The organism is Micromonospora sp. WMMD998 (genome assembly GCF_029581235.1).
Classification (GTDB): domain Bacteria; phylum Actinomycetota; class Actinomycetes; order Mycobacteriales; family Micromonosporaceae; genus Micromonospora.
On the sequence record NZ_CP120740.1, the window covers coordinates 1597515 to 1620099 of the forward strand.

Genomic DNA, 22585 nt, shown 5'->3' on the forward strand with positions numbered 1-22585 from the left:
CATGTCGGAGCACTCAGCGAACCCCTCAGCGACCTCTGGTCGCTCCCGCGCGGTCAAGGCCGTCATCCCGGCCGCAGGCCTGGCCACCCGGTTCCTGCCGGCCACCAAGGCGGTCCCCAAGGAGCTGCTGCCGGTCGTCGACCGGCCGGTCCTTCAGTACATCGTCGAGGAGGCCACCCAGGCCGGCATCACCGACGTGCTGCTGATCACCGGGCGGGGCAAGACCTCGATGGTCGACCACTTCGACCGGCGGCCCGACCTGGAGGAACGGCTCGCCACAAAGCCCGATCTGCTGGCCGCGGTCAAGCGCACCGAGGAACTGGCCGCGATCTACACCTGCCGCCAGCCGGAGCAACTCGGCCTCGGCCACGCCGTCGGGTTCGCCGAGTCGCACGTCGGCGACGCGCCCTTCGCGGTGCTGCTCGGCGACGAGTTCGTCAAGCCGTCCGAGCCGTTGCTGCCGGCCATGCTGGAGTTGCAGGCCCGCACCGGCGGGGTGGTGCTCGCGTTCTTCGAGGTCGACCCGGCCGAGACCAGCCGCTACGGCATCGCCTCGGTCGAGCCGGCCGAGTCGGAGTACGCCGACATCGCCGAGGTCGTCAAGGTCACCGGCATGGTGGAGAAGCCCAAACCGGAGGACGCGCCGAGCAACCTGGCCGTCCTCGGCCGGTACGTGCTCCCGGGTCGGATCTTCGACGCGATCCGGCGCACCCAGCCGGGCAGCGGCGGCGAGATCCAACTCACCGACGCGATGGAGTTGCTGCGCACCGAGGGGGTGCCGGTGCACGCGATCGTCTACCGGGGCACCCGCTACGACACCGGCATGCCGCTGGGCTACCTCCAGACCGTGGTCCAGATCGCCTCCGAGCGGGAGGACCTGGGCGCCGAGTTCCGCAAGTGGCTTGCCGAGTTCGTCAACAAGGGCGACGAGACCGTCACCGACGCGGTCCTCAACGGCCTGCGCGACGTGTCCGGCGGTGCCGATACATGACCGCGACGGCCGACGCCGAGGCGGCCGCGAACGGGTTGACGCCGCTCGCCGACTACCTGGGCAGCGTGCTGCGCAGGTTACGCGCGCTGCCTCCGCTCGACCTCGACCTGACCCAGGCGTACGGCAACGTGCTCGCCGAGGACGTGGTCGCCCCGCACTCGTTCCCCGCCTTCGACCAGGCGGCGGTGGACGGGTACGCCGCGCGCTGGGAGGACATCTCCGGAGGGAGCCGGGGGCCGGGATACGTCCCGGCCCCCTCCGGTATGCCCGGCGGGCGCAGCATCCGGCTCAACGTCGTCGGTGACCTGGGCGCGGCGAGCTGGCGACCGGTCCGGCTCACGCCCGGCGCCTGCTTCTCGGTGGCGGCGGGCGCGCCGCTGCCGCTCGGCGCGGACGTGGTGGTCCCGGTGGAGTGGACCGACCAGGGCATGGCCGCCGTGGAGATCTTCCGCGCCCCCCGACGCGGCTACGGCCTGCGCCGCGCCGGGGAGGAACTGGTCGCCGGCACGCTGCTCGCGCGCGCCGGCGCGTACGTCTCACCGGCCCTGGTCGCCGTGTTCGCGGCCACCGGCATCGGGCACGTGGTGGTGCGACCCAGCCCCCGGGTGGTGATCGTGGCCACCGGCGACGAACTCGTCGACGTGGGCCGGGGCAGCCAGCCCGGTCAGGTGGTGGACGCCAACTCGCACGCGCTGACCGCGGCGGCGGCCGAGGCGGGCGCGCTCGCGTACCGGGTCGGGATCTGCGACGACGACCCGGAGGCGCTGCGCGGCCTGTTGGAGGACCAGACGCTGCGGGCCGATCTGATCATCACCACCGGCGGCACCGGCACCGGCCCGGGTGACATGGTCCGCCGGATCCTGTCCCGCCGCGACGGCGGCCGGGCCGGGCCGGTCACCTTCACCGAGGTGGCCCTCTATCCCGGAACCGCGCTCGGGTTCGGTACGGTCGGCGCCGAGGAGGTGCCGGTGGTGTGTCTTCCCGGTGAGCCCGGCGCGGCGCTGATCGGCTTCGAGGTGCTGGCCCGCCCGGCCATCCAACTGCTGGCCGGCGCCGAGCCGGTGTTCCGGCCCAGCGTGCGCGCGCACCTGCTGGAGACCGTGTCGTCGCCGGTGGGGCTGCGCGAGTTCCGCCCCGCGCACGTGGCCGAGCGGCGCGGCGGCGGCTACACCGTGCAGCCGCTGGCCGGTGGCCCGTACACGCTCTCCGGCCTGGCCGAGGCGAACGGCCTGCTGGTGCTCGGCGAGCGGGTCACCACCGCCGCGGCGGGTTCCACCGTGGATGTTCTCCTGCTGGACCGCCGCCGGTGAGCGCGAGGAGTGCAGCGAAGCGGAGCCCCGCAGTCGTGAACGTGTCGGGCTCGGTGAGCGCGAGGAGTGCAGCGAAGCGGAGCCCCGCAGTCGTGAACGGTTCGGTTCGGTGAGGTTTCGGCGGGCGCCGGGGTGGCCGGCGGTGCTTGTGGACGGTCCGGTGGTGCTGCGCCCCTACCGGCGCTCCGACGCGCTGGCGTGGTCGGCGATCCGGCGCGCGAACCGGGACTGGCTCGCCCCGTGGGAGTCCCATGTGCCCGGCGGTTGGGACCAGACGAACTCGACGGCCGCGTTCCGCCTGGTCCACGCCGACCAACGAAAGTCCGCGCGGACCGGCGACGGCATGCCGTTCGCGGTCTGCCTACGCACCGACGGGCAGGAGCGGCTGGTCGGCCACGTCAATGTGGGCAGCATCGTGCGGCGGGCGTTCTGCTCCGGGTACGTGGGGTACTGGGTGGACTCGCGGGTGGCCGGTCAGGGTGTGATCCCGACCGCTGTCGCGCTCGCCGTGGACCACGCCTTCGGCCCCGGTGGGCTGCACCGGGTCGAGGTGAACATCCGGCCGGAGAACGTGCCGTCCCGGCGGGTGGTGGAGAAGTTGGGCTTCCGCGAGGAGGCTTACCACGTGCGGTACATGCACATCGACGGCGCCTGGCGGGACCACATCGGATACGCGATGACAGGTGAGGAAGTGGCCGCCGAGGGCGGGCTGCTGGCCCGATGGCACCGCGTACGTGACAACCGGCGCTGAGCCGTTCGGCCGGTGACCGCCCGGCGCGGCGCACGGTGAACCCGGTCCGTGGCCCGTAACCTCAAGTAACTGCAAGCTGTGGCAAGCGCTGCCCGCCCGCATGATGTGCGCCGTTAACGAGCGGTGACGGAAGAAGTTGCGGCCGAGCGGCGTTCGCCCCGAACTTGGTGACGGGAGGGGTGAGGGTGCCGACGTCGGTGCTCCTCGCCGTCCTCGCCGCCGCCGGTCTGCTCGCCCTCGCTCCGGCGCTGGTCCGCCGGTACGACGCCACCGAGCGGCTGGTGGCGGAGCGGGCGCAGTCGACGGCGCGGGTGCTCCAACGCCAGCGTCGTCGGCGCACCGTGCCCGGACGGCGACCGCTGCACCCCCCGCGCTCCCTCGTAGTCACCTTGAGTGAAAATTCGGACACGGGTGGTCTTGCCCGGCCGGTCTCCGCCCCACCCGCACGACGGCGCTCCGGCCGGCTCCGGCCCGTTTCCGCGATCCCCGCGCAGTCCCGCCGACGGCACCCGCCCCGGCGGCGGCACACCCCGGCGGTCTACCGCCGACGCCGGGTGCTCGCCGCGTTGCTGCTGCTCAACTTCGTCGAACTGGTCGGCGTGGTGCTCGTCGGTCCCGGGTTCTGGATCAGCGTTTCGGTCACCGGCACGCTACTCGTCGCATACGTCGTACACCTGCGGCAGCGGGCCCTGGCCGAGCGCCGGCGGCGGCGCGCGGACGCCCGCGAGTCGGCCTGGTTGGCCGCCCGCCAGGCCGAGGTGCGCCGCGAACAGGCCCGGCGGGCCGCGGCCCGGCGGGAGGCGCAGCGCCGGCTGGCCGCCCAGCGGGAGGCGGTCCGGCGTACCGCGATGGGCCTGGACCGCCCGGCGGACCTGCCGCCGGCCGCGAGCGGCGGCTCGGTGTCCTACCGGCGTGCCGGTGGCCTGCGCGGCCGTCCCTACCAGTCCGGCCGGGGCGCGTGACCTCCGCCGGGCCATTTGCGTCGATCATGGAGTTGTGGTGCCAGGATTAGTCCCTTCGGTGGCTTATCGGAGGTGCCACAACTCCAAGATCGACGGACTGGGCGGTGCGTGGCGGGGCGGTTCGCGTGGCGGGGGTGGGGCCTGTTAGCCTTGGTGCCGGCCCGCCCGGTGAAAAGCCGGGTGGGACCGACGCTGGTTCGCCGGCGGAGGGGCTGTGGCGCAGACCGGTAGCGCACCTCGTTCGCATCGAGGGGGTCAGGGGTTCAAATCCCCTCAGCTCCACCCAGTTCAAAGGCCGTTTCCCATGGCGGGAAACGGCCTTTTCGATCTTGTGCACGGGTGGCGGGCAGTCGAGCCGTACCCGGACCGATGACTTTCCGGCCCGGCGGCTGTCGACAGGAGCATGACCACAACCCAGACGCTCCACCTGCCCGAGGTCGACCTCGTCTACGACGTCCACGCCCCGAGCGCGGCGGCCGGCGCACACCGGCCCCTGTTCATGATCGGCCAGCCGATGTGCGCCGACGGCTTCACCACCCTTGCCTCGTACTTCCCGGAGCGGACCGTCATCACGTACGACCCGCGCGGGCTCGGGCGCAGCGTGCGCCGCGACGGCCGGGCGGACTCCGTGCCGGAGGTGCAGGCCGACGACGTACGCGCCGTCGTCGACGCCCTCGACGCGGGCCCGGTCGATCTGTTCGCCAGCAGCGGCGGGGCGGTGACCGCGCTCGCGCTGGTGGCGGCGTACCCGGGCACGGTGGCCACGCTCGTGGCGCACGAGCCGCCGCTGTTGCCGCTGCTGCCGGACGCCGAGGCCGCCACGCGCGCGTACGCCGCCTGCCAGGAGGTGTACCAGAAGCACGGCTGGGGCGCCGGCATGGCGGCGTTCATCGCCATGACGTCCTGGCGGGGCGAGTTCACCGACGACTACTTCGCTCAGCCCGCGCCGGACCCGGCGGCGTTCGGCTTGCCGGTCGACGACGACGGCTCGCGGGACGACCCGCTGCTCTCCGACCGGTCCGCGGCGGTCACCAGCTACCGGCCGGACGTCGACGCGCTCCGCGTCACGCGTACCCGGGTCGTCATCGCGGTGGGCGAGGAGTCGGCGGAGACCCTGACCGGACGTACCTCGGTGGCGACGGCCGAGGTGCTCGGCGGGCGGCCGGCGGTCTTCCCGAGCCATCACGGCGGCTTCCACGGCGAGGAGGGCGACTACGCCGGGCAGCCGGAGGCGTTCGCCCACCGGCTGCGGGAGATCCTCGGCGGCGGCTCCTGGCCCGCCGGGCCGCTCAGGCGCGACGCACGTCGGTGACCATGACCGGGTACGGGCCGGACGGCGCGGCCGGGCCGGCCTGGTCCGCCGGGACCACGTTCTCCATCCGCAGCCGCAGCGTCGCCGGGTCGGTGCCGTCGAGGGTGACCCGCCACCCCCACCCGCCGGCGTACTGGGCGGCGAGCGTGACCGTGGCACCCGGGCCCGCGTCACCGGTGAGCGTCATCGGCCCCGGCTGCTGGTGCCACGAGTCACCCCACCAGGCGACAAGCGAACCCGGCTGCTCCCCGACCCCGAGCACCAGCAGGCCGTCCTGCGGGCCGTCGTCCGGGTGCGCCCAGGAATAGGAGACGGTGGTCAGGTGACCGCCCGCGGCGGTCGCGACGGTCATCGTGGCCGGCGACTCGGCGAACGGGTCGGCGGGCAGCATCCGGAAGCCGTTGGTGCCGGCCCAGGCACCGATGGCGTCAGCGAGAATCACCGGCCCAGCATAGGTGCACGGGTGCCACCCGACCGTCCACATGCGACGTCAGTCGTCACAGCCGACACCGTCGCCGTCCCGGTCCAGGTCGTAGATGTCGCTGCCGACGACACGGACCGGGCCGGTGACGTACGCGGGACCGTTGCCGCTGCCGCCGGCGCAGTCCACGTCGCTCGCGATCGGCACGCAGGCTCCGCTGTAGTTCGGGTCGCAACTGCGCGTCTGCTTGGTGCCCACGGCGACCACCTGTGTGACCGGCTTCCTGGTCACCACCGAACGGACCAGCTTCTTGCCGGTCTGCACCCCGTCGGTGACCGTCACCTGGTAGGTCAGGGTGCGGACACCGGCGACGCCGCGAGTGCGTACCTTCTTCGTCCCCCGGGACAGCGTGGCGTCCTTCACCGTCCGGGTGGAGTAGGCGATCTTCGCGGTCGAGGTGACGGTCGTGATCCGGACCAGGGGCGACGCGGCCGGGCTCGCCTCGGTCGGCGACGGGGCGGAGGTCGCCAGATCCACGATCGCCGGTGCCGTGGCGTCGACACCCGCCGTCGCGGGCGTGGCCGGTGCGGTGTCTGTCCTGTCCGGTTGCGCCGGAGCGTCGGCGCTCGCGCCGTTCGCCACTCCGCCGCAGCCGCCGAGCAGCAGCAGACCTGCCGAGACGGCCGCGATCTGCGCGCCGCCGGAGAGCCGACGCCAGCGGGACCGTTTCGGCGTGGGGTGTGCCGGGCCGGGGCCGAACGGGACAGTTGCCGGGTTCTGCGGTGATGGATGCGTCACGCAGCTCAGTCTGCTTGCGTCCACAACGATTTCCAGCGGTCAACCGGTGCGCTCCGTGTCGACGCTCCGACGGTCGGTCATGCCGAAGGTCGCGGAAAACGGACCGACCGGCGAGCCCTCGACTGCCCCCGGCCGGACCGGGAAGACCGGTCGCCGACCCCGGTCCGGCCGGCTGTCCGGCGCTGGCCAGGCCGATCGGTCGGCCGATCGGGTGGCGGGTTCCGGTCAATGATCGACACCGGTTCGGTCGTCCGGGGACCGGCAGGGCAGCAGCGGGATGGTGGTCTCGTTCGTCATCGTTCGACCCTGGCGGCCGGCGGCCGGTACGCGCACAGGGAAGTGGCCGAACGGCTGGGTGGGACCGCCGGAACGGCCGCGGGGGCCGGTCCCGGGCGGGACCGGCCCCCGCGGTGCGGGGTCGCGCGGGTGTCAGGGCTTCCAGGACCCGGCGGTACGCAGGTGGTGCTCGTACTCGACGACGCCGTTCTTGTCCTTCACGTCGAAAATGAGCTGGCCGCTGCGCTTGGAGCCGACCGGCAGGTTGTTGCCCGAGGTCATCAGCTTGCCGCAACCGGAGAACGCGCCGCCGATGCCGTTCTCCTCGGTGCCGTCCGCGGCCCGCCACGTGAAGAAGAACGGGTTGATCGACCCGGTGCCCTTGGTGACCTCGGCGGTCACGTCGGCGATCAGGAACGTGCCGTTCTTCGGGCCGGGCATGTACTCCCGGCAGGCGGCGTCCTTGGTCCGGAAGTTGCCGACCGTGATTTCGAGGGTGCCCTCGTCGTCGTTGATGATCAACTTGTCGCCGGCCGGCATGTTGAACGTCTGGTCGTCGGTCTTGCCCGGCTCCGGGGTGGCTGTCGGGTCGCCGGTCGGCGGGTCGTCGACCGGGTTGCTGTAGGTGATGCCCGGGGTGGGCAGATCGTCGATCGCCTCCTGGGTCTTCTTCGCCCCGCTGTAGATGGCGAAGATGCCCCCGCCGCAACAGAGCAGCAGCAGGACCACCGCCACGATGCCGATCGTGATCCAGACGTTCTTGTTGGACTTCTTGGCCGGCGGCCCGAACGGCTGCCCCGGCGGGGGCGGGTACGGCCCGGTCGGGTACGCCTCACCCGGCGGGTACTGCCCGGGCGGTGGCGGGTACGGCGCGCCCGAGACGGGCGGATAGGGCGGCTGTGCGCCGCCCGGCTGCGCGCCACCCGGCGGCGGGTAATCCCCCGGCGGCGGGTACGCGCCACCCGGCGGCGGATAACCGCCACCTGCCGGCGGATAGCCGCCGGCTGCCTGCGGGTATCCGCCACCCGGGGGCGGATACGGCGCGCCGGACGTCGGCGGCGCGGGCGGGAATGCCTGTGTCGAGGGCGCGGTCGGGAACGCCTCGGTCGACGGTGCCGGCGGGAACGCCTGCGTCGACGGTGCGGGCGGGAACGGCTGCGTCGACGGTGCCGGTGGGAACGGCTGCGTCGACGGCGCTGACGGGAACGCCTCGGTCGGCGGTGCCGGCGGGAACGCCTCGGTCGGCGGGGCCGGGAACGGCTCAGGCCGCGACGGGTAGGGCGTGCCGGAGACCGGCGGCTGTGGCGCCCCCGAGACCGGTGCCTGCGGCGCGCCCGAGGTCGGCGGCTGTGGCGCGCCGGAGACCGGTGCCTGTGGCGCGCCGGAGGTGGGCGTCGGGGGAGCGCCCGAGGTGGGTGCCTGCGGCGCGTCGGGGGCGGGGGGCGCCCAGGGACTGCCGGACACCGGCGGCATCGGCGCGGTGGGGAACGCCTCTGTCGGCGGTTCCTGCGGCTGGTTCGGGTCCTGTGACCCGGACGGAGGCTGAGGGTGGCTCACCGTACTCCTTGGGCACCTTCGGGATTTTCAGTCGGAACGACGGTACAAGCAGGCGGCGACAAAGCCGTCCGGCCCTCACCGGCGTGTCAGAACGGCGGCGGTACGGACCAGATCGTCGTCCACCGCGAACCGTCCGGACATCGATGACGGAGGATCGGACACCGGCGCGTCGGCGAGCCGGGTCGGCGCGATCTCGGCGTGGAACGTCCCCGCGTCGGGGTCGAGCGTGACCCGGGCGTCGGGGAAGCCCAGCCAGGTGCCGACGAGCGGGTACCAGACCTTGTAGACGGTCTCCTTGACGCTGAACAGCACCGTCGGCCAGGGCGGTCCGGACGGCAGCCGGGCCAGGTCCGCCTCCTCGTCGGGGCGGCACACCTTTCGGCGTACCCCCGGGGTGAGGGGTCGACGCCGCTCGGCGTCGATGCCGACCGCGCGCAGGTCGCTGGCGTGCGCGGCGGCGGCGGCGCAGTAGCCCGCGGTGTGGGTGATCGTCCCGACGACGCCGGGCGGCCAGATCGGGGCCCGGTCGGTGCCGGCGGGCACCGGCGTGGCCGGCAGGCCGAGCGCGGCGAGTGCCCGGCGCGCGCACACCCGGCCGGCGGTGAAGTCGCGGCGGCGGCTGGGCACCGCCCGGTCGCCGAGCGCGGCGCGCTCGACCGGCAGCAGCGCGCCGGACCAGTCGGCCGGGCCGGCCACCGCGACGGCGACGGCGGGCGGCAACAGGTCACGCACGAGCGTCGGTGGGTGACGGGAACACGCGGTGACCGTACCGTAACGGCGGAGCGCGATGGGGCGCTGAAGGAGCGTTGCGGGGGGTGGCAGCGTCGACATCGATGGAAGGAGTGGCCGATGACCCCCGGTGTGGAGGCGTCGGAACCAAGGTCCGCCGAGCATGTGCCGGTGACGCCCGACTGGACCTGTGGCTCGTGCGGCGACGACTGGCCCTGTGCCACGAAACGCCAGGACCTGCTGATCGAGTACCAGGTCGACCGAGCATCGTTGAGCGTCTATCTCGGGTCCTGCCTGGCCGCCGCCACGCAGGACCTGCGGAGCGCGCCGGTCACCGCGTTGCAGGACCGGTTCATCGGCTGGGTGCCGCGCCGCCCGCGTACCGTCTGAGCGCTTCCGGTGGCCGCCGCGTCGGGTTCCCGGCGGCCACCGGTCGCGGTCTCACCGGCGGCGGGGCCGCCGGGTGAGGGCGAAGCCGACCACGCCGGCCACGGCGGCCAACACGCCACCGACGCTCGTCCACACCCAGCGCGAGCCGGCCTCGGGGAGCCAACCGGTCAGGTCCGTCTCCTCCTCGGCGACCGGTTCGGGCGTCGGCTCGGCCGCCAGCACGGTCCCGGCCCGGGTGTTCGGCACCAGCGGCGCCGCCAGCTCACCGTCGTCGCCGGAGGCGCCGCCGGAGTCGTCGGCACCGACCAGCAGGTCCACCTCGATCGGCAGGCCCAGGTCGGGTTCGGGCAGCTCGGTGACGGAGAGCCGGACGTAGTAGGTGCCCGGCAGCGGGTCGCCCGACCACGGTTCGGCCCACGGCCGCACCCGGCGCAGCGTGCATCCGAGCGTCACGCCGGTCGCCGCCGCGTCCACGGTGGGGGTCTGCGCCCCGGCCGTGCACGCCTGCCGGCGGCGCAGCCCGTCGAAGACGTCGACCGTCCAGGTGGACGCGCCGCTGCGCGGCTTCGGGAAGGTGACCGTCACGTCGAGTCGGTGCACCTGCCCGGCGTCGGCCCGGAACGACCAGTACAGGTGGTCGCCGGTCGAGGCGCCGACCCGTACCGGCTGGCCGGCGTCGATGGTCGTGGCGGTGAGGAACGAGGTGCCGGCCTTGGTCACGGTGGTCGCGCCCGGCGAGGGGCTCGGCGCGGCCAGAGCCGCGGCCGGGGCGAGCGCGAGGGCGAGGGCGGCCGTCGCGGCGCCGATCAGGGTACGCATCCTCAGTTCTCCCTCCAGGTGGCGACCCACCAGCGGGTGAGCAGCCCGGCGACCAGCCCGGTGACGAGGCCGGCCAGGGTGAGCAGGAGCAGCAGCGCCCAGCCGCGGCCGAGGTCCGGCCCGTCCGGGGCGGGGGAGGCGGCGACCACGTCCACGGTCAGCTCCACCGGCATGCCCGGTTCGGCCCGGGTACCGGAGCGGGCCGCGAACGAGTTGCTGACCACCAGGCACACGGTCCGGGCGGCCCGCGTCCCGCTCGGGGTCGGTTCCGGGCTCGCCGCGTCCTCCTCCTCGGCGGCCGACCAGCGCAGCCCGGCCGAGACCACGTCGGTACGCCCGCTGCCGGCGTCGACGCCGCGGACCAGTTCCCGGCCGTCCGGCGCGGTCGCGCGCAGCAGCACCCCGTAGTCCGGGTTGACCGGCCGGTCCAGCGCGATGCTCACCGAGGCGCGCAGTTCCTGCCCCGGGCGCACCGGCACCCGGTACCAACGGTGCTCGGAGAACGCCTCCCGGTCGGTGTAGACGCCGGCGGCGAGCAGCGGCGCGCCCGCGCAGTCCGCCGCGCCGCCGACCACCGCCGGGGCGGCCGTGTACGTGTCCCGGGCGCGGTCGACGAGCTGCTTGATCCGGCCGGTCAGCTCCTCGGCGCTCTGTGCCGCGGTGTAGGTGCCGCCGGTGGCCCCGGCGATGCAGAGCAACTGCCGGCGTACCTTCTCGTCCGGGGCGAGGCCGAGCGTGTCGACCACCAGCCGGGTGCCCTGGGCGGCCAGCTCGCGGGCCACCTCGCACGGATCGGGCGGGGCGCACGTGTCCTCGCCGTCGGTGATCAGCACGATCCGGCGGGTGGTGCTGCCGGTGCCCAGGTCCTGCGCGGCGGAGCGCAGCGCCAGCCCGACCGGGGTGAAACCGGTGGGGCGGAGCCCGGCGACGGCGGCCTTGGCCCGGGTGCGGTCCACCGGGCCGACCGGCACGATCTGCTGGGTGTCCCGGCAGCCCTGTTTCTTGTCCTTGCCGCGGTAGGTGGCGCCGAGCACCCGGATGCCGAGCTGTGTCTCGTCCGGCAGGCCGTCGACCACCTCGTTGAACGCCTGCTGCGCCACCGAGATCCGGCTGCGTCCGTCGATGTCGCGGGCCCGCATCGAGCCGCTGACGTCCAGGACCAGCTCGACCTTGGGGGGTTCGGCGGCGGGTTCGGTGGTCTCGTCGTCGGCCCCGGCGGGGCTCGGACCGATCAGCGCGGTCGCCGCCAGCAGTCCGAACAGGACGGCCGTCGATCGTCTCTTGTTGATCACCGGGCGAAGTGTAGTGAGATCCACTTTGGAAGATCATTCGGGTGGGCCCGACCGTTAACTGCTCGACGTCAACCATTCGGGGGTGGTATCGGTCGGAAATCTGACTTTGCTGCACCCGTTGTGCGCCCGGCGCAGTGTGGTTAAGCTCTGTCTTGCGCGCCCCAATCGCCCGCTTCCCCCGTGGCAGGCGATCGGGGCGCGCGTTTCTTTGTCCCGGTCCGCTCCGTCGGCCGGCGAAGTGATCACGAGCCATGACGACGGCCCGGTGGGATGTCTCCCACCGGGCCGTCGCGCGTCCGCCCGCGCTCAGATCCAGCGGCCGTCCAGCCACATCCGGGCCGACCAGTCCGCATACTGCATGACCGTGCCCACGAAGATCGGATAGAAGTACGCGAAACAGAGCGCCACCAGCAGCACGTACGCGCCCGCGATGATGCCGCCGACCAGCCTGCGGTCATTCACCTGCTCGGCGCTCGGCGGCGCGGCCGTCCCGGTGACCGGCGCGGGGGTGACGATCGCGCCGAGCACGTAGACCACCGCGAGCACCATGAACGGCACCGCCGGCGCGGCGTAGAAGGAGAACATCGTCCGGCCGTCGAAGGCGAGCCAGAACCAGGGCAGCAGGCCGGCGGCCACGGTCAGCAGGATCGCTCCGGCCCGCCAGTCCCGCCGGGCCAGGCCCAGCCAGGCGGTCGCGGCCAGCGCCGGCAGGAACGACCACCAGAGCAGCGGGGTGCCCAGCAGCAGCACCTCGGAGGCGCAGCTCGACGCGCCGCAGTCGCCGGTGCCGGACCAGTGGAACGCCACCGGCCGGCCCAGCAGCAGCCACTGCCACGGCCAGGACTGGTACTTGTGCGGATCGTCGAGCTGGGCGTGGAATCCGTACGCGGCCTTGTGGTATTCCCACAGGTTGATCAGCGGGCCGATGAACGGCGTGTCGCTCATCCCCGACACGTTCGGATACCGGCTGGCCAGGCGGTAGTAACCCTCGTCGCTGAGCAGCCAGCCCGACCAGGTGGCCACGTAGGTGACCAGCATCAGCACGCCGGCCACCAGCAGCCAGGGGAGTTCGTCGAGCACGGCGTCGCGCCAGGGCCGGCGGACCCCGGCCGAGCGGCGGACCCCGACCTCCCAGAACAGCACCAGCAGCGCGAACGCCGGCAGGAAGTAGAGCCCGTTCCACTTCACCGCGCAGGCGCACCCGAGCAGCACCCCGGCGGCCAGCCGCCACCACGGCCAGTTCCGCCAGCCCGACGGCGGCCGGCCGGCCCGCCCGGGCACCGTCGGATCGAGCCCGTCCGCCAACGCCCGGGCCCAGCGTCGCCGCCGGGCGTCCCGGTCGAGCACCAGCGCGCCGAACGCGGCCAGCACGAACAGCAGCACGAAGATGTCGAGGATCGCCGTGCGGGACAGCACCAGGTGGAAGCCGTCCAACGCGAGCAGCAGACCGGCCGCGCAACCGAGCGTGGTGGACCGGAACATCCGCCGGCCGATGCGCACCAGCAGCAGCACCGACAGCGTGCCGCAGACCGCCGCGGCGAAGCGCCAGCCGAACTCCGGCGCGGTGGTGGTCAGGTGCCCCGGCACCGAGACGTTGCTGTCGGCGTCCTGGTAGCCGAACGCCCACTCGCCGATCCCGATCAGCCACTTGCCCAGCGGCGGGTGGACCACGTACGACGGGCCGTTGTCCTTGTAGTTCCACTCGACGCCGCGGTCGATCAGCCCGTAGGCGTCCTTGGCGTAGTAGGTCTCGTCGAAGATCTTGCCGGGCGGTTGGCTGAGCCCGACGAAGCGCAGGATCGCGGCGATGGCCACCACCACGGCGGTGGCCAGCCACGCCTGCCCCTGCCCGAGATGGCCGTCGACGGTGGCGAGCCGGCGCCGGATCGCGGCCGGGATGCCGCCTCCGCCACCCCCGCCACCCCCGCCGCCGTCGTCGCCCGGCGAGCCGACGGCCCGGTCGGTGGTGGGGGAGGGCTCCTGTGCTGTCGACGCACTCGTCACCCGGCGATCGTAGGCTGCCAGAGTGCCCGGTGGCGTCAGTCGTCCCCGAAATTGGTACGACCGTCGATGAAGGAGCGCACGTCGTGGGGGAAATGTCCGACGTAGGGCGGTTGGTGCTGCTCGGCGCGCCGTTGGGAAATCCGGCCGACACCTCCGCCCGGTTTCGCGAGGTGCTCGCCACCGCCGACGTGGTCGCCGCCGAGGACACCCGCCGGCTCACCCGGCTGGCCCGCGACCTCGACGTCGCCGTGCCCGGCCGGATCGTCTCCTATTTCGAGGGCAACGAGGAACGGCGCACCCCGGAACTCGCCGAGGTGCTCGCCGCCGGCTACACCGTCGCCCTGGTCACCGACGGTGGCATGCCGAGCGTCTCCGACCCCGGCTACCGCCTGGTCCGGGCCGCCCTGGAGGCCGGCGTCCCGGTGACCGCCGCCCCTGGGCCGAGCGCGGTGACCACCGCGCTCGCGCTGTCCGGGCTGCCGTGCGACAGGTTCTGCTTCGAGGGCTTCCTGCCCCGCAGCCCCGGCGCCCGCCGCTCCCGCCTGCGTGCCCTCGCCGCCGAGGAACGCACGCTCGTGCTCTTCGAGGCGACACACCGGATCGCCGGCGCGCTGGCCGACCTGGCCGAGGCGTTCGGCCCGGACCGGCCCGCCGCGCTCTGCCGCGAGCTGACCAAGACCTACGAGGAAGTGGTCCGCCGGCCGCTGGGCGAGCTGGCCGAGTGGGCCGCCGCCGGTGACGTGCGCGGCGAGATCACCCTTGTCGTGGCCGGCGCCCCGGCGGCGCCGGCGATCCGTCCCGACGACGACGCGCTGCGCGCCGCGGTGGCCGAGCGGGAGGCGGCCGGGTCCTCCCGCCGGGACGCGATCACCGAGGTCGCCACCGCGTACGGGCTGCGCCGTCGCGAGGTCTACGCGGTGGTGCACCGCTGAGGGCGGGTGGTTAAGAAGGGGCCCCGCCTCTACCGCAGGCGTTAAGCAGGGGCCCCTCCTTACCAGGCGCTGAGGAGGAAACCGACGGTGATGAGCAGCGGGCCGCCCAGCGCCAGGCCCACCGCCCAGCGTCGCTGGCGCGGGTCCGCCAGCCGGATCGCGCCGGTCCACCTGGCGATCCCGGCCGCGCAGCCCCCCACCAGGGCCAGCCCGAGCAGCCAGCGCAGGTGCCCGCCGACGCCCCGGTCCGCGTACGCGGTGGCGCCGTCCGGGCCGGTCATCCGGGCCGGCAGGGTGCTGCCGGTGGCGGTGCGCCCGGCCGGCACGCCGCTGACCCGTACGCCCTGGGCCTCGAAGCGGTCGTGGTCGGCCAGGAAGATGCCCCGGCAGCGTTGGGTGAGCCCGCCGCCGACACACTCCGTGATCATCACGGTGCCGTTCGTCGAGTGTCCCACCGCCAGCCAGAGCGGTCCGGCGCTCACCCAGGCGAAGAACGCCGCGAGCAGGCTCAACGTCACCAGCACGGCGAGGCCGGCGGGCGGGTCCGGCGGGGGGACCGGGCGGGCCGGCTCCCGGCGGGCCGGAGCACGGCCGGTGCGGCGGCGCGGCTCGTCCCGTAGCGGCGTGCCGTCCCAGTGCACCTCCTCGATCGGCGCCCAGCCGGCCGCGTCGTCGCCCGCCCGGGCGGAGCGCCGCTGCCAGCGCGGCTGCCGTACCGGCACCCGGCGGGGCACGGCGTCCACCGGCGCCCCGGTGGTCGGTTCCACCTCCACCGTCGGGTCGGCGGGGTCGACCCGGGGCTGCGGGGCGACCGGGACGCCGGGCGCGCCGCGCGCGGCGCGCCCGGCCTGAGCGGCGGCCGACGGTTCAGGTGCCGCTGGTCTGCTGGTCACGACGTTCATTTCACACCGGCACCGTCGGCTGGCGGGGCAGCTCAGGGGGCGTGTCGGCGACAAATCGGACGTACGCCGGCGGCGCCGGCCCTATTGGTTCGCAGGTCGCCCCCGGCAATCACTAGGCTTGACGCTCATGAGTCACGTTCTCGCCGCGGTCGCCTGGCCCTACGCCAACGGCCCGCGCCACATCGGCCACGTCTCCGGATTCGGCGTTCCCTCCGACGTCTTCGCCCGGTACATGCGGATGGCCGGTCACGACGTGCTCATGGTGTCCGGCACCGACGAGCACGGCACCCCGATCCAGGTGCAGGCCGACGCCGAGGGGGTCACCCCCCGCGAGCTGGCCGACCGGTACAACCGGGTGATCGCCGAGGATCTGCGGGCGCTGGGGCTGTCGTACGACCTGTTCACCCGCACCACCACCCGCAACCACTACGCGGTGGTGCAGGAGCTGTTCACCGGGCTGCACCGCAACGGCTACATCGTCCCGAAGGTCACCACCGGGGCGATCTCCCCGTCCACCGGCCGCACCCTGCCCGACCGCTACATCGAGGGCACGTGCCCGATCTGCGGCTACGACAGCGCCCGCGGCGACCAGTGCGACAACTGCGGCAACCAGCTCGACCCGATCGACCTGATCGACCCCAAGTCGAAGATCAACGGCGAGACGCCGGAGTTCGTGGAGACCGAGCACTTCTTCCTCGACCTGCCGGCCCTCGCCGACGCGCTGCGCCAGTGGCTGGACACCCGGGAGGGCTGGCGTCCCAACGTGCTGCGGTTCTCCCGCAACCTGCTCGACGACCTCCAGCCCCGGGCCATCACCCGCGACCTGGAATGGGGGGTGCCGATCCCCCTGGAGGGCTGGCAGGACCGATCCGACAAGCGGATCTACGTCTGGTTCGACGCGGTGATCGGCTACCTGTCCGCGTCCATCGAGTGGGCCCGGCGCACCGGCGACCCGGAGGCGTGGCGCAAGTGGTGGTCGGCGGACGGCGAGGGGAAGGACGCCCGCGGCTACTACTTCATGGGCAAGGACAACATCGTCTTCCACTCGGTGATCTGGCCGGCGCTGCTCGGCGGCTACTCAGGCGCGGGCGCCCGCGACGGCGAGCCCGGCGACCTGGGCCGGCTCAACCTGCCCACCGAGGTCGTCTCCAGCGAATACCTGACCATGGAAGGGCGGAAGTTCTCCTCCTCCCGCAAGGTGGTCATCTACGTCCGGGACTTCCTGGAGCGCTACGACGCCGACGCGCTGCGCTACTTCATCGCGGTCGCCGGGCCGGAGAGCAACGACACCGACTTCACCTGGGCCGAGTTCCTCCGCCGCAACAACGACGAACTCGTCGCCGGCTGGGGCAACCTGGTCAACCGGTCCGTGTCGATGGCGGCGAAGAACTTCGGCGCGATCCCGCCGGTCGACCCGGCCGGGCTCACCGAGGCCGACGAGGCGCTGCTCGCGGTGGCCCGCGCCGGCTTCGCCACCGTCGGCGACCTGATCGCCCGGCACCGGCAGAAGCAGGCCATCGGCGAGGCCATGAAGGTGGTCGCCGAGGCCAACAAATACCTCTCCGAGCAGGCGCCCTGGAAGCTCAAGGGCGATGACGACAAGCCCCGGATGGGCACCATCCTGCACGTCGCCCTCCAGGTGGTCAGCGACGCCAACACGCTGCTCACCCCGTTCCTGCCGCACTCCGCCCAGCAGATCCACGAGCTGCTCGGCGGCACCGGCACACACGCGCCGATGCCGGTGATCGAGGAGGTCGACGACCTCGACGGCGGGCCGGCGTACCCGGTGCTCACCGGTGACTACACGGTCGGCGCGCGCTGGGAGTCCGTACCCCTGGAGGTGGGTCGGCCGCTCGCGGCGCCCAAGCCGGTGTTCCGCAAGCTCGACCCCTCCGTCGTCGACGAGGAGCTGGCCCGCCTCGCCGGCTGAGCGCCCGACGACGGCGGCCCCGGGCGCGTCCCGGGGCTGCCGTCGTTTCCCGGGTCAGGCCGGGGCCATGCTCGGCTTGCCGATGAACTCCATGATCGCCTTGTTGACCTCGGTCGGGTGCGTCCACGGGGTGCCGTGCGGCGCGCCCTTGAGCGTGACCAGCTTGGCGTCGGGCAGCATGTTCACCAGCCGCTGACCCGTGACCGGGTACGGCAGCACGTTGTCCTTGTCGCCCTGGATGATCAGCACCGGCACGTCGATGTTCGGCAGGTCGCCGCGGAAGTCGGTCTGCCAGGCGTCCACCGAGTCGTGGGTGCCCTTCGCCGACGCCTGCGCGCCGATCTGCCAGTGCGCGTGGTACGCCTCGTCGCTGACCAGCTTGCCCCTGTTCTCGCTGGCGTTGAAGAAGACGTCGCAGAACTGGGTCAGGTAGGCGAACCGATCCTGGATGATCGCCTGCTGGAACGCGTCGAACATGCTCTTGTCGACGCCCTCCGGATCGTCGGGGGTCTTGAGCAGGTACGGCGCCAGCGGGGCCATCATGACCGCCCGCTCCACCCGACCCGACCCGTACGCGCCCAGGTAGCGGGTGACCTCGCCGGTGCCCATCGAGTGCCCGACCAGGATGGCGTTGCGCAGATCCAACTCGGTCATCAGCACGTCGAGGTCGGCGGCGAACGTGTCGTAGTCGTAGCCGGACGCCGGCTGGGCGGAACTGCCGAACCCCCGCCGGTCGTACGTGATCACCCGATACCCGGCGGCGAGCAGCGGACCGCTCATCTTCTCCCAGGTGGCCCCGTTGAACGGGAACCCGTGGATCAGCACGATCGGCTGACCGGAACCGTGGTCCTCGTAGTACAGGTCGATGGGCGCGGAATTCTCCGTACCGACGGTGACGAAAGGCATGTCGGAAACATCCTTCTGCGTGGCTACTCGGACGCACCCGCCTTCCCGGTCTGCCGCCGGCTAATCGTGGTGACGCGGGTACGGCAGGTCCACCACCCGGTCGTCGGTCAACTCGGTGGCGGGCGCCCAGACCTCGTACACACCCCGTTCGTGACACTGCGCACCGGTCACCGCCACCGCGTCCGGATCCGGGCGGCGCAGCCGCAACCGCAGCCAGTCCCCCTCCTCCCGCAGCACCAGGCAGGGCACACCGCGCCAGGTCGCGATCCGCAACCGGCGGGCTGCGGCCTCCACCGGATAGCGGGCCGCCCGGGTCATCGCCAGCACCCGGAACCCGCCGGGCTGGTCGGCCACCGCCTCGTACTCCGCCCCGGCGTACGCGCCGACGAGCCGGGTGGAGTGCGGCGCGTCGCCGGTCGGCACGTACTCCTGGTCGGCGGCGAGGCCGGGCACCGCGGCCAGCAGGTGCCGCCACTGGGGGCCGGCCAGGCGCAGCCAGCCGCGCTGCTCCGCCTGATAGGTGTAGAGCACCACCTCCATCCCTTCGGCCGGGTAGGCGAGCAGGGTGGCGTTGGCCGGCATCGGCAGGTCCGCGAAGTCCCGGGTGACGAACTCCGGGACGAGTTGGGCGTTGCTCGGCACGAACCCGGTGCCCAGCACCGGCGGACCGAGCCGGTCGCGGGGCGGCAGGGCGGTCAGCCCGTGGTGCGCCGCGCCGACCGGGACGTCGTAGTCGGCCGGGTCGGCGGCCCGCCAGCGCAGCGCGTACGCCACGTCGCCGCCCTCCGGATCACCGCGCAACACCGCCATCCCGGCCGGTGTCCGCAGGTGCGCCACGTCGTGCTCCCGGTAACAGAAGCCGTGCGGCAGCCAGCCCCGCACGTAACCGGCGAGCTGCCGGGCGGAGAGCACCTTCACCATCCGGGTGCCCGGGCGGATCACCGCCGACGCCCGCACCGCCGCCAACGTCGGGTCACCCGCCGCCGTCGGTCGCTGGCTGAGCTGGTGCACGTACGCCCAGCCCCGCTCCCGGTGCACCGGCATCAGCAGCGGCGCGTCGGTCTCCTCGGTCGGCTCCACCGCGCCCCGCACCGCGTCCACCTCGGTCACGTGCACGAACTTCCGCCACGGATGGCCGCCCCCGGGCCGGGGGCACCACTCGAAACCGGCCGCCTCGTCGGCGCTGAACAGCTCGTACGCCGCGCCCCGGGCGATCTCCTCGGCCGGGTACACCTGGCCGTCGTACGTCACGCGCAGCCCGGTCCGCTCGGAGGCGGCCCCGCCGGCCCGGTCAGTGACGGTCACCGGGAGACGCTAAGCCGGCCAGATGTGGTGCGTGTGAACGGACGGTGGCGGGTGTGTGATGCTGGCCGCGATGACCGAGCAGACCGAGACCCGCAAGCAGCGCGCCGCCCGCCGGGCCGGCGAGTTCCCGCCCGCGCCCGAGCCGCTGCCCGTGCCCGTGCTGGACAGCCACACCCACCTCGACATCACCGTCGGCGAGTACGGCACGCCGCCGGGCGGCGACGGTGGCGACCCGGTGGCCGCCGCGATCGCCGTCGCCACCGGGGTCGGCGTGGACCGCCTGGTCCAGGTCGGCGTGGACGTCGAGTCGTCCCGGTGGGGCGCCGACGTCGCCGACCGGTACGCGCCGGTGCTGGCCACCGTGGCGTTGCACCCCAACGAGGCACCCCGCCTGGACGACCTGGACGAGGCGCTGCGTGCGATCGAGACGCTGGCCGGGCGGGACCGGGTGCGCGGCGTCGGCGAGACCGGCATGGACTTCTTCCGCACCGGCGCGGAGGGGCTGGCGGCGCAGGAGGAGAGCTTCCGGGCGCACATCGCCATCGCCAAGCGGTACGGCAAGGCGCTCGTCATCCACGACCGCGACGCGCACGCCGACGTGCTGCGGATCCTCGACGACGAGGGCGCGCCGGACACCGTGGTGATGCACTGCTTCTCCGGCGACGCCGACTTCGCCCGCGAGTGCGTCCGTCGCGGGCACCTGCTGAGCTTCGCCGGCACGGTCACGTTCGGCAGCGCCGTCGCGCTGCGGGAGGCCGCCGCCGTCACGCCGCCCGCGCAGATGCTCGTCGAGACCGACGCCCCGTACCTGACGCCGATGCCGCACCGGGGCCGACCGAACGCGTCGTACCTGATCCCGCTCACCGTCCGCGTCCTCGCCGCCACCACCGAGGTTGATCTCGACGAGTTGTGCGCCGCCATCTCCACCAACGGTGAGCGCGCCTTCGGCCCGTGGCGTTAAGAAGGGGCCCCGCCACAACGCCAGGCGTTAACAAGGGCCCCCTCCTAACCGCGAAGCGGGCGCGCTTACGCTACGGGGCGTGACCGGACTCCTCGGCCCGGCGGAGATCCGGGAACTCGCCGCGCGGCTCGGCGTCACGCCGACCAAGAAGCTCGGCCAGAACTTCGTCCACGACCCGAACACCGTGCGGCGGATCGTCACCACCGCCGGCCTCGCCCCGGACGACGTGGCGCTGGAGGTCGGCCCCGGCCTCGGCTCGCTCACCCTGGCCCTGCTGCCGGTCGCCGCGCACGTGCACGCCGTGGAACTCGACCCGGCGCTCGCCGCCGCGCTCCCGGAGACCGCCGCCCGGTTCGCCGGCCCGGACGCCGGCCGGCTCACCGTGCACCCCGCCGACGCGCTGCGGGTCACCGCCGCCGACCTGGCCGACCCGGCCCCCACCGCGCTGGTGGCGAACCTGCCCTACAACGTGGCCGTGCCGGTGGTGCTGCACCTGCTCGCCGAACTGCCCACCCTGCGGCACGGCCTGGTGATGGTGCAGAAGGAGGTCGCCGACCGGCTCGTCGCCGGACCCGGCTCCAAGGTCTACGGCATCCCCTCGGTCAAGCTCGCCTGGTACGCCCGCTCCCGGGCCGCCGGCAAGGTCCCGCCGAACGTGTTCTGGCCGGTACCCAACGTCGACTCCGGCCTGGTCGCGTTCACCCGGCGTGAGCCGCCCCGACCGGACGTACCCCGCCCGGCGGTGTTCGCGGTCGTCGACGCCGCGTTCGCCCAGCGCCGCAAGACGCTGCGCGCCGCCCTGGCCGGCTGGGCCGGCGGCGCGGACCGGGCCGCCGCCGCGCTCACCGCCGCCGGCGTGGACCCGGGCGCACGCGGCGAGTCACTCACCGTCGACCAGTTCGCCGCCATCGCCGCGTCGGCCCCGGACGGCTCCGCCGCCGCCCAGTAGGCTGGCGCCGTTGCCCGACCCCGCCGAGGAGCTGACCGTGCAGAAGCCGTTCGACATCCGCCTGCGCCCGCGAGAGCTCTCCCGGTGACCGAGGCCTGGCGACCGGAGGACGAGGACGGGCAGCGGCGCGGAGCCAGCGGCCCGGTCAAGGTGCGGGTGCCCGCCAAGGTCAACCTGCACCTCGGGGTGGGGCCGCTGCGCCGGGACGGCTACCACGAGCTGAACACCGTCTACCACGCGATCTCCATCTACGACGAGCTGACCGCCCGCCGCGGCGACACCCTCACCCTCACCATGGAGGGCGAGGGCGCCGGCGAGCTGGCCCTCGACGACACCAACCTGGCACTGCGCGCCGCACACGCCCTCGCCGGCTACGCCGGTGTCGCCCCGCACGCCCGGCTGCACCTGCGCAAACACATCCCGCTCGCCGGCGGGCTGGCCGGCGGCAGCGCCGACGCCGCCGCCGCGCTCGTGGCCTGCGACGCGCTCTGGGGCACCGGCCTGTCCCGCGACGAACTGGCCGGCATCGCCGCCGACCTCGGCTCCGACGTGCCGTTCCTGATCCACGGCGGCACCGCGCTCGGCACCGGCCGGGGCGAGGCGGTCAGCCCGGTGCTGGCCCGCCCCACCTCCTGGCATTGGGTGGTGGCCATCGCCGACGGCGGCCTCTCCACCCCGGCCGCCTACCGCGAACTCGACCGGCTGCGCGACACCGGCGCCGCCGGCGCGCCACTGGGCAGCACCGACGCGCTGCTCGGCGCGCTGCGCCAGCGTGACCCGCGGGTGCTCGCCGCCACCCTCGGCAACGACCTCCAGGACGCCGCGCTCACCATGCGCCCGGCGCTCGCCGACACACTGAAGGCCGGCGAGGCCGCCGGAGCGCTGGCCGGCATCGTCTCCGGCTCCGGGCCCACCTGCGTGTTCCTCGCCGCCGACGAGGCCGACGCCGGGCGGATCGCCGACGAGCTGACCGTCGCCGGGGTGTGCCGGGAGGCGCGGGTCGCGCACGGGCCCGTGCACGGCGCCCGCATCGTCTGACGCCCCGTACCCTTGACTCAGGCGTCCCGGACCCCGGGGCGCCTCAGTCG

Annotated in this window: 21 protein-coding genes and 1 tRNA gene; 12 read left to right on the forward strand and 10 right to left on the reverse strand. The window is 73.8% G+C overall.

The genetic code is table 11. The features are described 5' to 3' along the window. The first annotated feature begins 1 nt into the window (after position 1). The 6 genes from O7619_RS07665 to O7619_RS07690 all read left to right on the forward strand — a co-directional run bounded on the left by O7619_RS07665 (position 2) and on the right by O7619_RS07690 (position 5326). Positions 2 to 991, forward strand: coding sequence for a UTP--glucose-1-phosphate uridylyltransferase (locus O7619_RS07665; RefSeq protein ID WP_282286619.1), 990 nt, complete (start codon positions 2 to 4; stop codon positions 989 to 991). Beyond that, a complete protein-coding gene (gene glp, locus O7619_RS07670; RefSeq protein ID WP_282286621.1) occupies positions 988 to 2301 on the forward strand; it encodes a gephyrin-like molybdotransferase Glp in 1314 nt (437 codons plus the stop codon). Before O7619_RS07665 ends, glp begins: the two co-directional genes overlap by 4 nt. Positions 2302 to 2443: 142 nt before the next feature. Continuing rightward, positions 2444 to 3052 carry a GNAT family protein gene (locus O7619_RS07675; RefSeq protein ID WP_282286623.1) on the forward strand — a complete coding sequence of 203 codons (609 nt, stop codon included), beginning with the start codon at positions 2444 to 2446 and terminating at the stop codon, positions 3050 to 3052. A 179-nt stretch (positions 3053 to 3231) separates the two neighbouring features. Further along, complete coding sequence (locus O7619_RS07680; RefSeq protein WP_282286624.1) at positions 3232 to 4014, forward strand: hypothetical protein; 783 nt, start codon at positions 3232 to 3234, stop codon at positions 4012 to 4014. Between the two features lie 208 nt (positions 4015 to 4222). After that, positions 4223 to 4296, forward strand: a tRNA-Ala gene (locus tag O7619_RS07685). 121 nt (positions 4297 to 4417) lie between these two features. Beyond that, positions 4418 to 5326: an alpha/beta hydrolase gene (locus O7619_RS07690; protein ID WP_282286625.1), complete on the forward strand. Its 909-nt coding sequence runs from the start codon at positions 4418 to 4420 to the stop codon at positions 5324 to 5326. Here the strand turns inward: O7619_RS07690 and O7619_RS07695 are convergent. The 4 genes from O7619_RS07695 to O7619_RS07710 form a co-directional block, all read right to left on the reverse strand. Then, complete coding sequence (locus O7619_RS07695; protein WP_282286626.1) at positions 5304 to 5768, reverse strand: DUF1579 family protein; 465 nt, start codon at positions 5766 to 5768, stop codon at positions 5304 to 5306. The genes O7619_RS07690 and O7619_RS07695 overlap by 23 nt on opposite strands. 48 nt (positions 5769 to 5816) lie before the next feature. After that, positions 5817 to 6545 (reverse strand): G5 domain-containing protein, encoded by a 729-nt coding sequence (locus O7619_RS07700; RefSeq protein ID WP_282286627.1) that lies wholly within the window; start codon positions 6543 to 6545, stop codon positions 5817 to 5819. Positions 6546 to 6974: 429 nt separating this feature from the next. Continuing rightward, positions 6975 to 8285, reverse strand: coding sequence for a hypothetical protein (locus tag O7619_RS07705; RefSeq protein WP_282286628.1), 1311 nt, complete (start codon positions 8283 to 8285; stop codon positions 6975 to 6977). 168 nt (positions 8286 to 8453) lie between these two features. Next, positions 8454 to 9110 (reverse strand): 4'-phosphopantetheinyl transferase superfamily protein, encoded by a 657-nt coding sequence (locus tag O7619_RS07710; RefSeq protein ID WP_282286629.1) that lies wholly within the window; start codon positions 9108 to 9110, stop codon positions 8454 to 8456. A gap of 117 nt (positions 9111 to 9227) precedes the next feature. Between O7619_RS07710 and O7619_RS07715 the strand changes: the two genes are divergently transcribed. Further along, positions 9228 to 9497: a hypothetical protein gene (locus O7619_RS07715; RefSeq protein WP_282286630.1), complete on the forward strand. Its 270-nt coding sequence runs from the start codon at positions 9228 to 9230 to the stop codon at positions 9495 to 9497. Between the two features lie 51 nt (positions 9498 to 9548). Here the strand turns inward: O7619_RS07715 and O7619_RS07720 are convergent, their stop codons facing one another. From O7619_RS07720 to O7619_RS07730, 3 genes are all read right to left on the reverse strand, one after another. Next, entirely contained in the window at positions 9549 to 10316 is a 768-nt protein-coding gene (locus tag O7619_RS07720; RefSeq protein ID WP_282286632.1) for a peptidase, read from the reverse strand. A 2-nt stretch (positions 10317 to 10318) separates the two neighbouring features. After that, positions 10319 to 11608, reverse strand: coding sequence for a VWA domain-containing protein (locus O7619_RS07725; protein WP_282286633.1), 1290 nt, complete (start codon positions 11606 to 11608; stop codon positions 10319 to 10321). A 306-nt stretch (positions 11609 to 11914) separates the two neighbouring features. Next, on the reverse strand, positions 11915 to 13612 hold the full coding sequence (locus O7619_RS07730; protein ID WP_282286635.1) for a phospholipid carrier-dependent glycosyltransferase: 1698 nt from the start codon (positions 13610 to 13612) through the stop codon (positions 11915 to 11917). A gap of 83 nt (positions 13613 to 13695) precedes the next feature. Between O7619_RS07730 and rsmI the strand changes: the two genes are divergently transcribed. Continuing rightward, positions 13696 to 14544, forward strand: a complete 849-nt coding sequence (gene rsmI, locus O7619_RS07735; RefSeq protein WP_282286637.1) for a 16S rRNA (cytidine(1402)-2'-O)-methyltransferase — start codon at positions 13696 to 13698, stop codon at positions 14542 to 14544. 59 nt (positions 14545 to 14603) lie between these two features. Here rsmI and O7619_RS07740 read toward each other — a convergent pair whose 3' ends face one another. Continuing rightward, the gene (locus O7619_RS07740; protein WP_282286639.1) at positions 14604 to 15446 is read right to left on the reverse strand and encodes a hypothetical protein; all 843 of its coding nucleotides are present in this window, start codon (positions 15444 to 15446) and stop codon (positions 14604 to 14606) included. 127 nt (positions 15447 to 15573) lie between these two features. Between O7619_RS07740 and metG the strand changes: the two genes are divergently transcribed. After that, the gene (metG, locus tag O7619_RS07745; RefSeq protein ID WP_282286641.1) at positions 15574 to 17376 is read left to right on the forward strand and encodes a methionine--tRNA ligase; all 1803 of its coding nucleotides are present in this window, start codon (positions 15574 to 15576) and stop codon (positions 17374 to 17376) included. Positions 17377 to 17430: 54 nt separating this feature from the next. Here the strand turns inward: metG and O7619_RS07750 are convergent, their stop codons facing one another. After that, complete coding sequence (locus O7619_RS07750; protein ID WP_282286642.1) at positions 17431 to 18282, reverse strand: alpha/beta hydrolase; 852 nt, start codon at positions 18280 to 18282, stop codon at positions 17431 to 17433. 60 nt (positions 18283 to 18342) lie between these two features. Then, entirely contained in the window at positions 18343 to 19587 is a 1245-nt protein-coding gene (locus tag O7619_RS07755) for a hypothetical protein (RefSeq protein ID WP_282286644.1), read from the reverse strand. Between the two features lie 58 nt (positions 19588 to 19645). Between O7619_RS07755 and O7619_RS07760 the strand changes: the two genes are divergently transcribed. The 3 genes from O7619_RS07760 (at position 19646) to O7619_RS07770 (ending at position 22535) form a co-directional block, all read left to right on the forward strand. After that, complete coding sequence (locus O7619_RS07760) at positions 19646 to 20548, forward strand: TatD family hydrolase (RefSeq protein ID WP_282286646.1); 903 nt, start codon at positions 19646 to 19648, stop codon at positions 20546 to 20548. A gap of 79 nt (positions 20549 to 20627) precedes the next feature. Then, positions 20628 to 21497 (forward strand): 16S rRNA (adenine(1518)-N(6)/adenine(1519)-N(6))-dimethyltransferase RsmA, encoded by an 870-nt coding sequence (gene rsmA / locus O7619_RS07765; protein WP_282286648.1) that lies wholly within the window; start codon positions 20628 to 20630, stop codon positions 21495 to 21497. Positions 21498 to 21581: 84 nt separating this feature from the next. Then, on the forward strand, positions 21582 to 22535 hold the full coding sequence (locus tag O7619_RS07770) for a 4-(cytidine 5'-diphospho)-2-C-methyl-D-erythritol kinase (RefSeq protein ID WP_282286650.1): 954 nt from the start codon (positions 21582 to 21584) through the stop codon (positions 22533 to 22535). Positions 22536 to 22585: the final 50 nt, after the last annotated feature.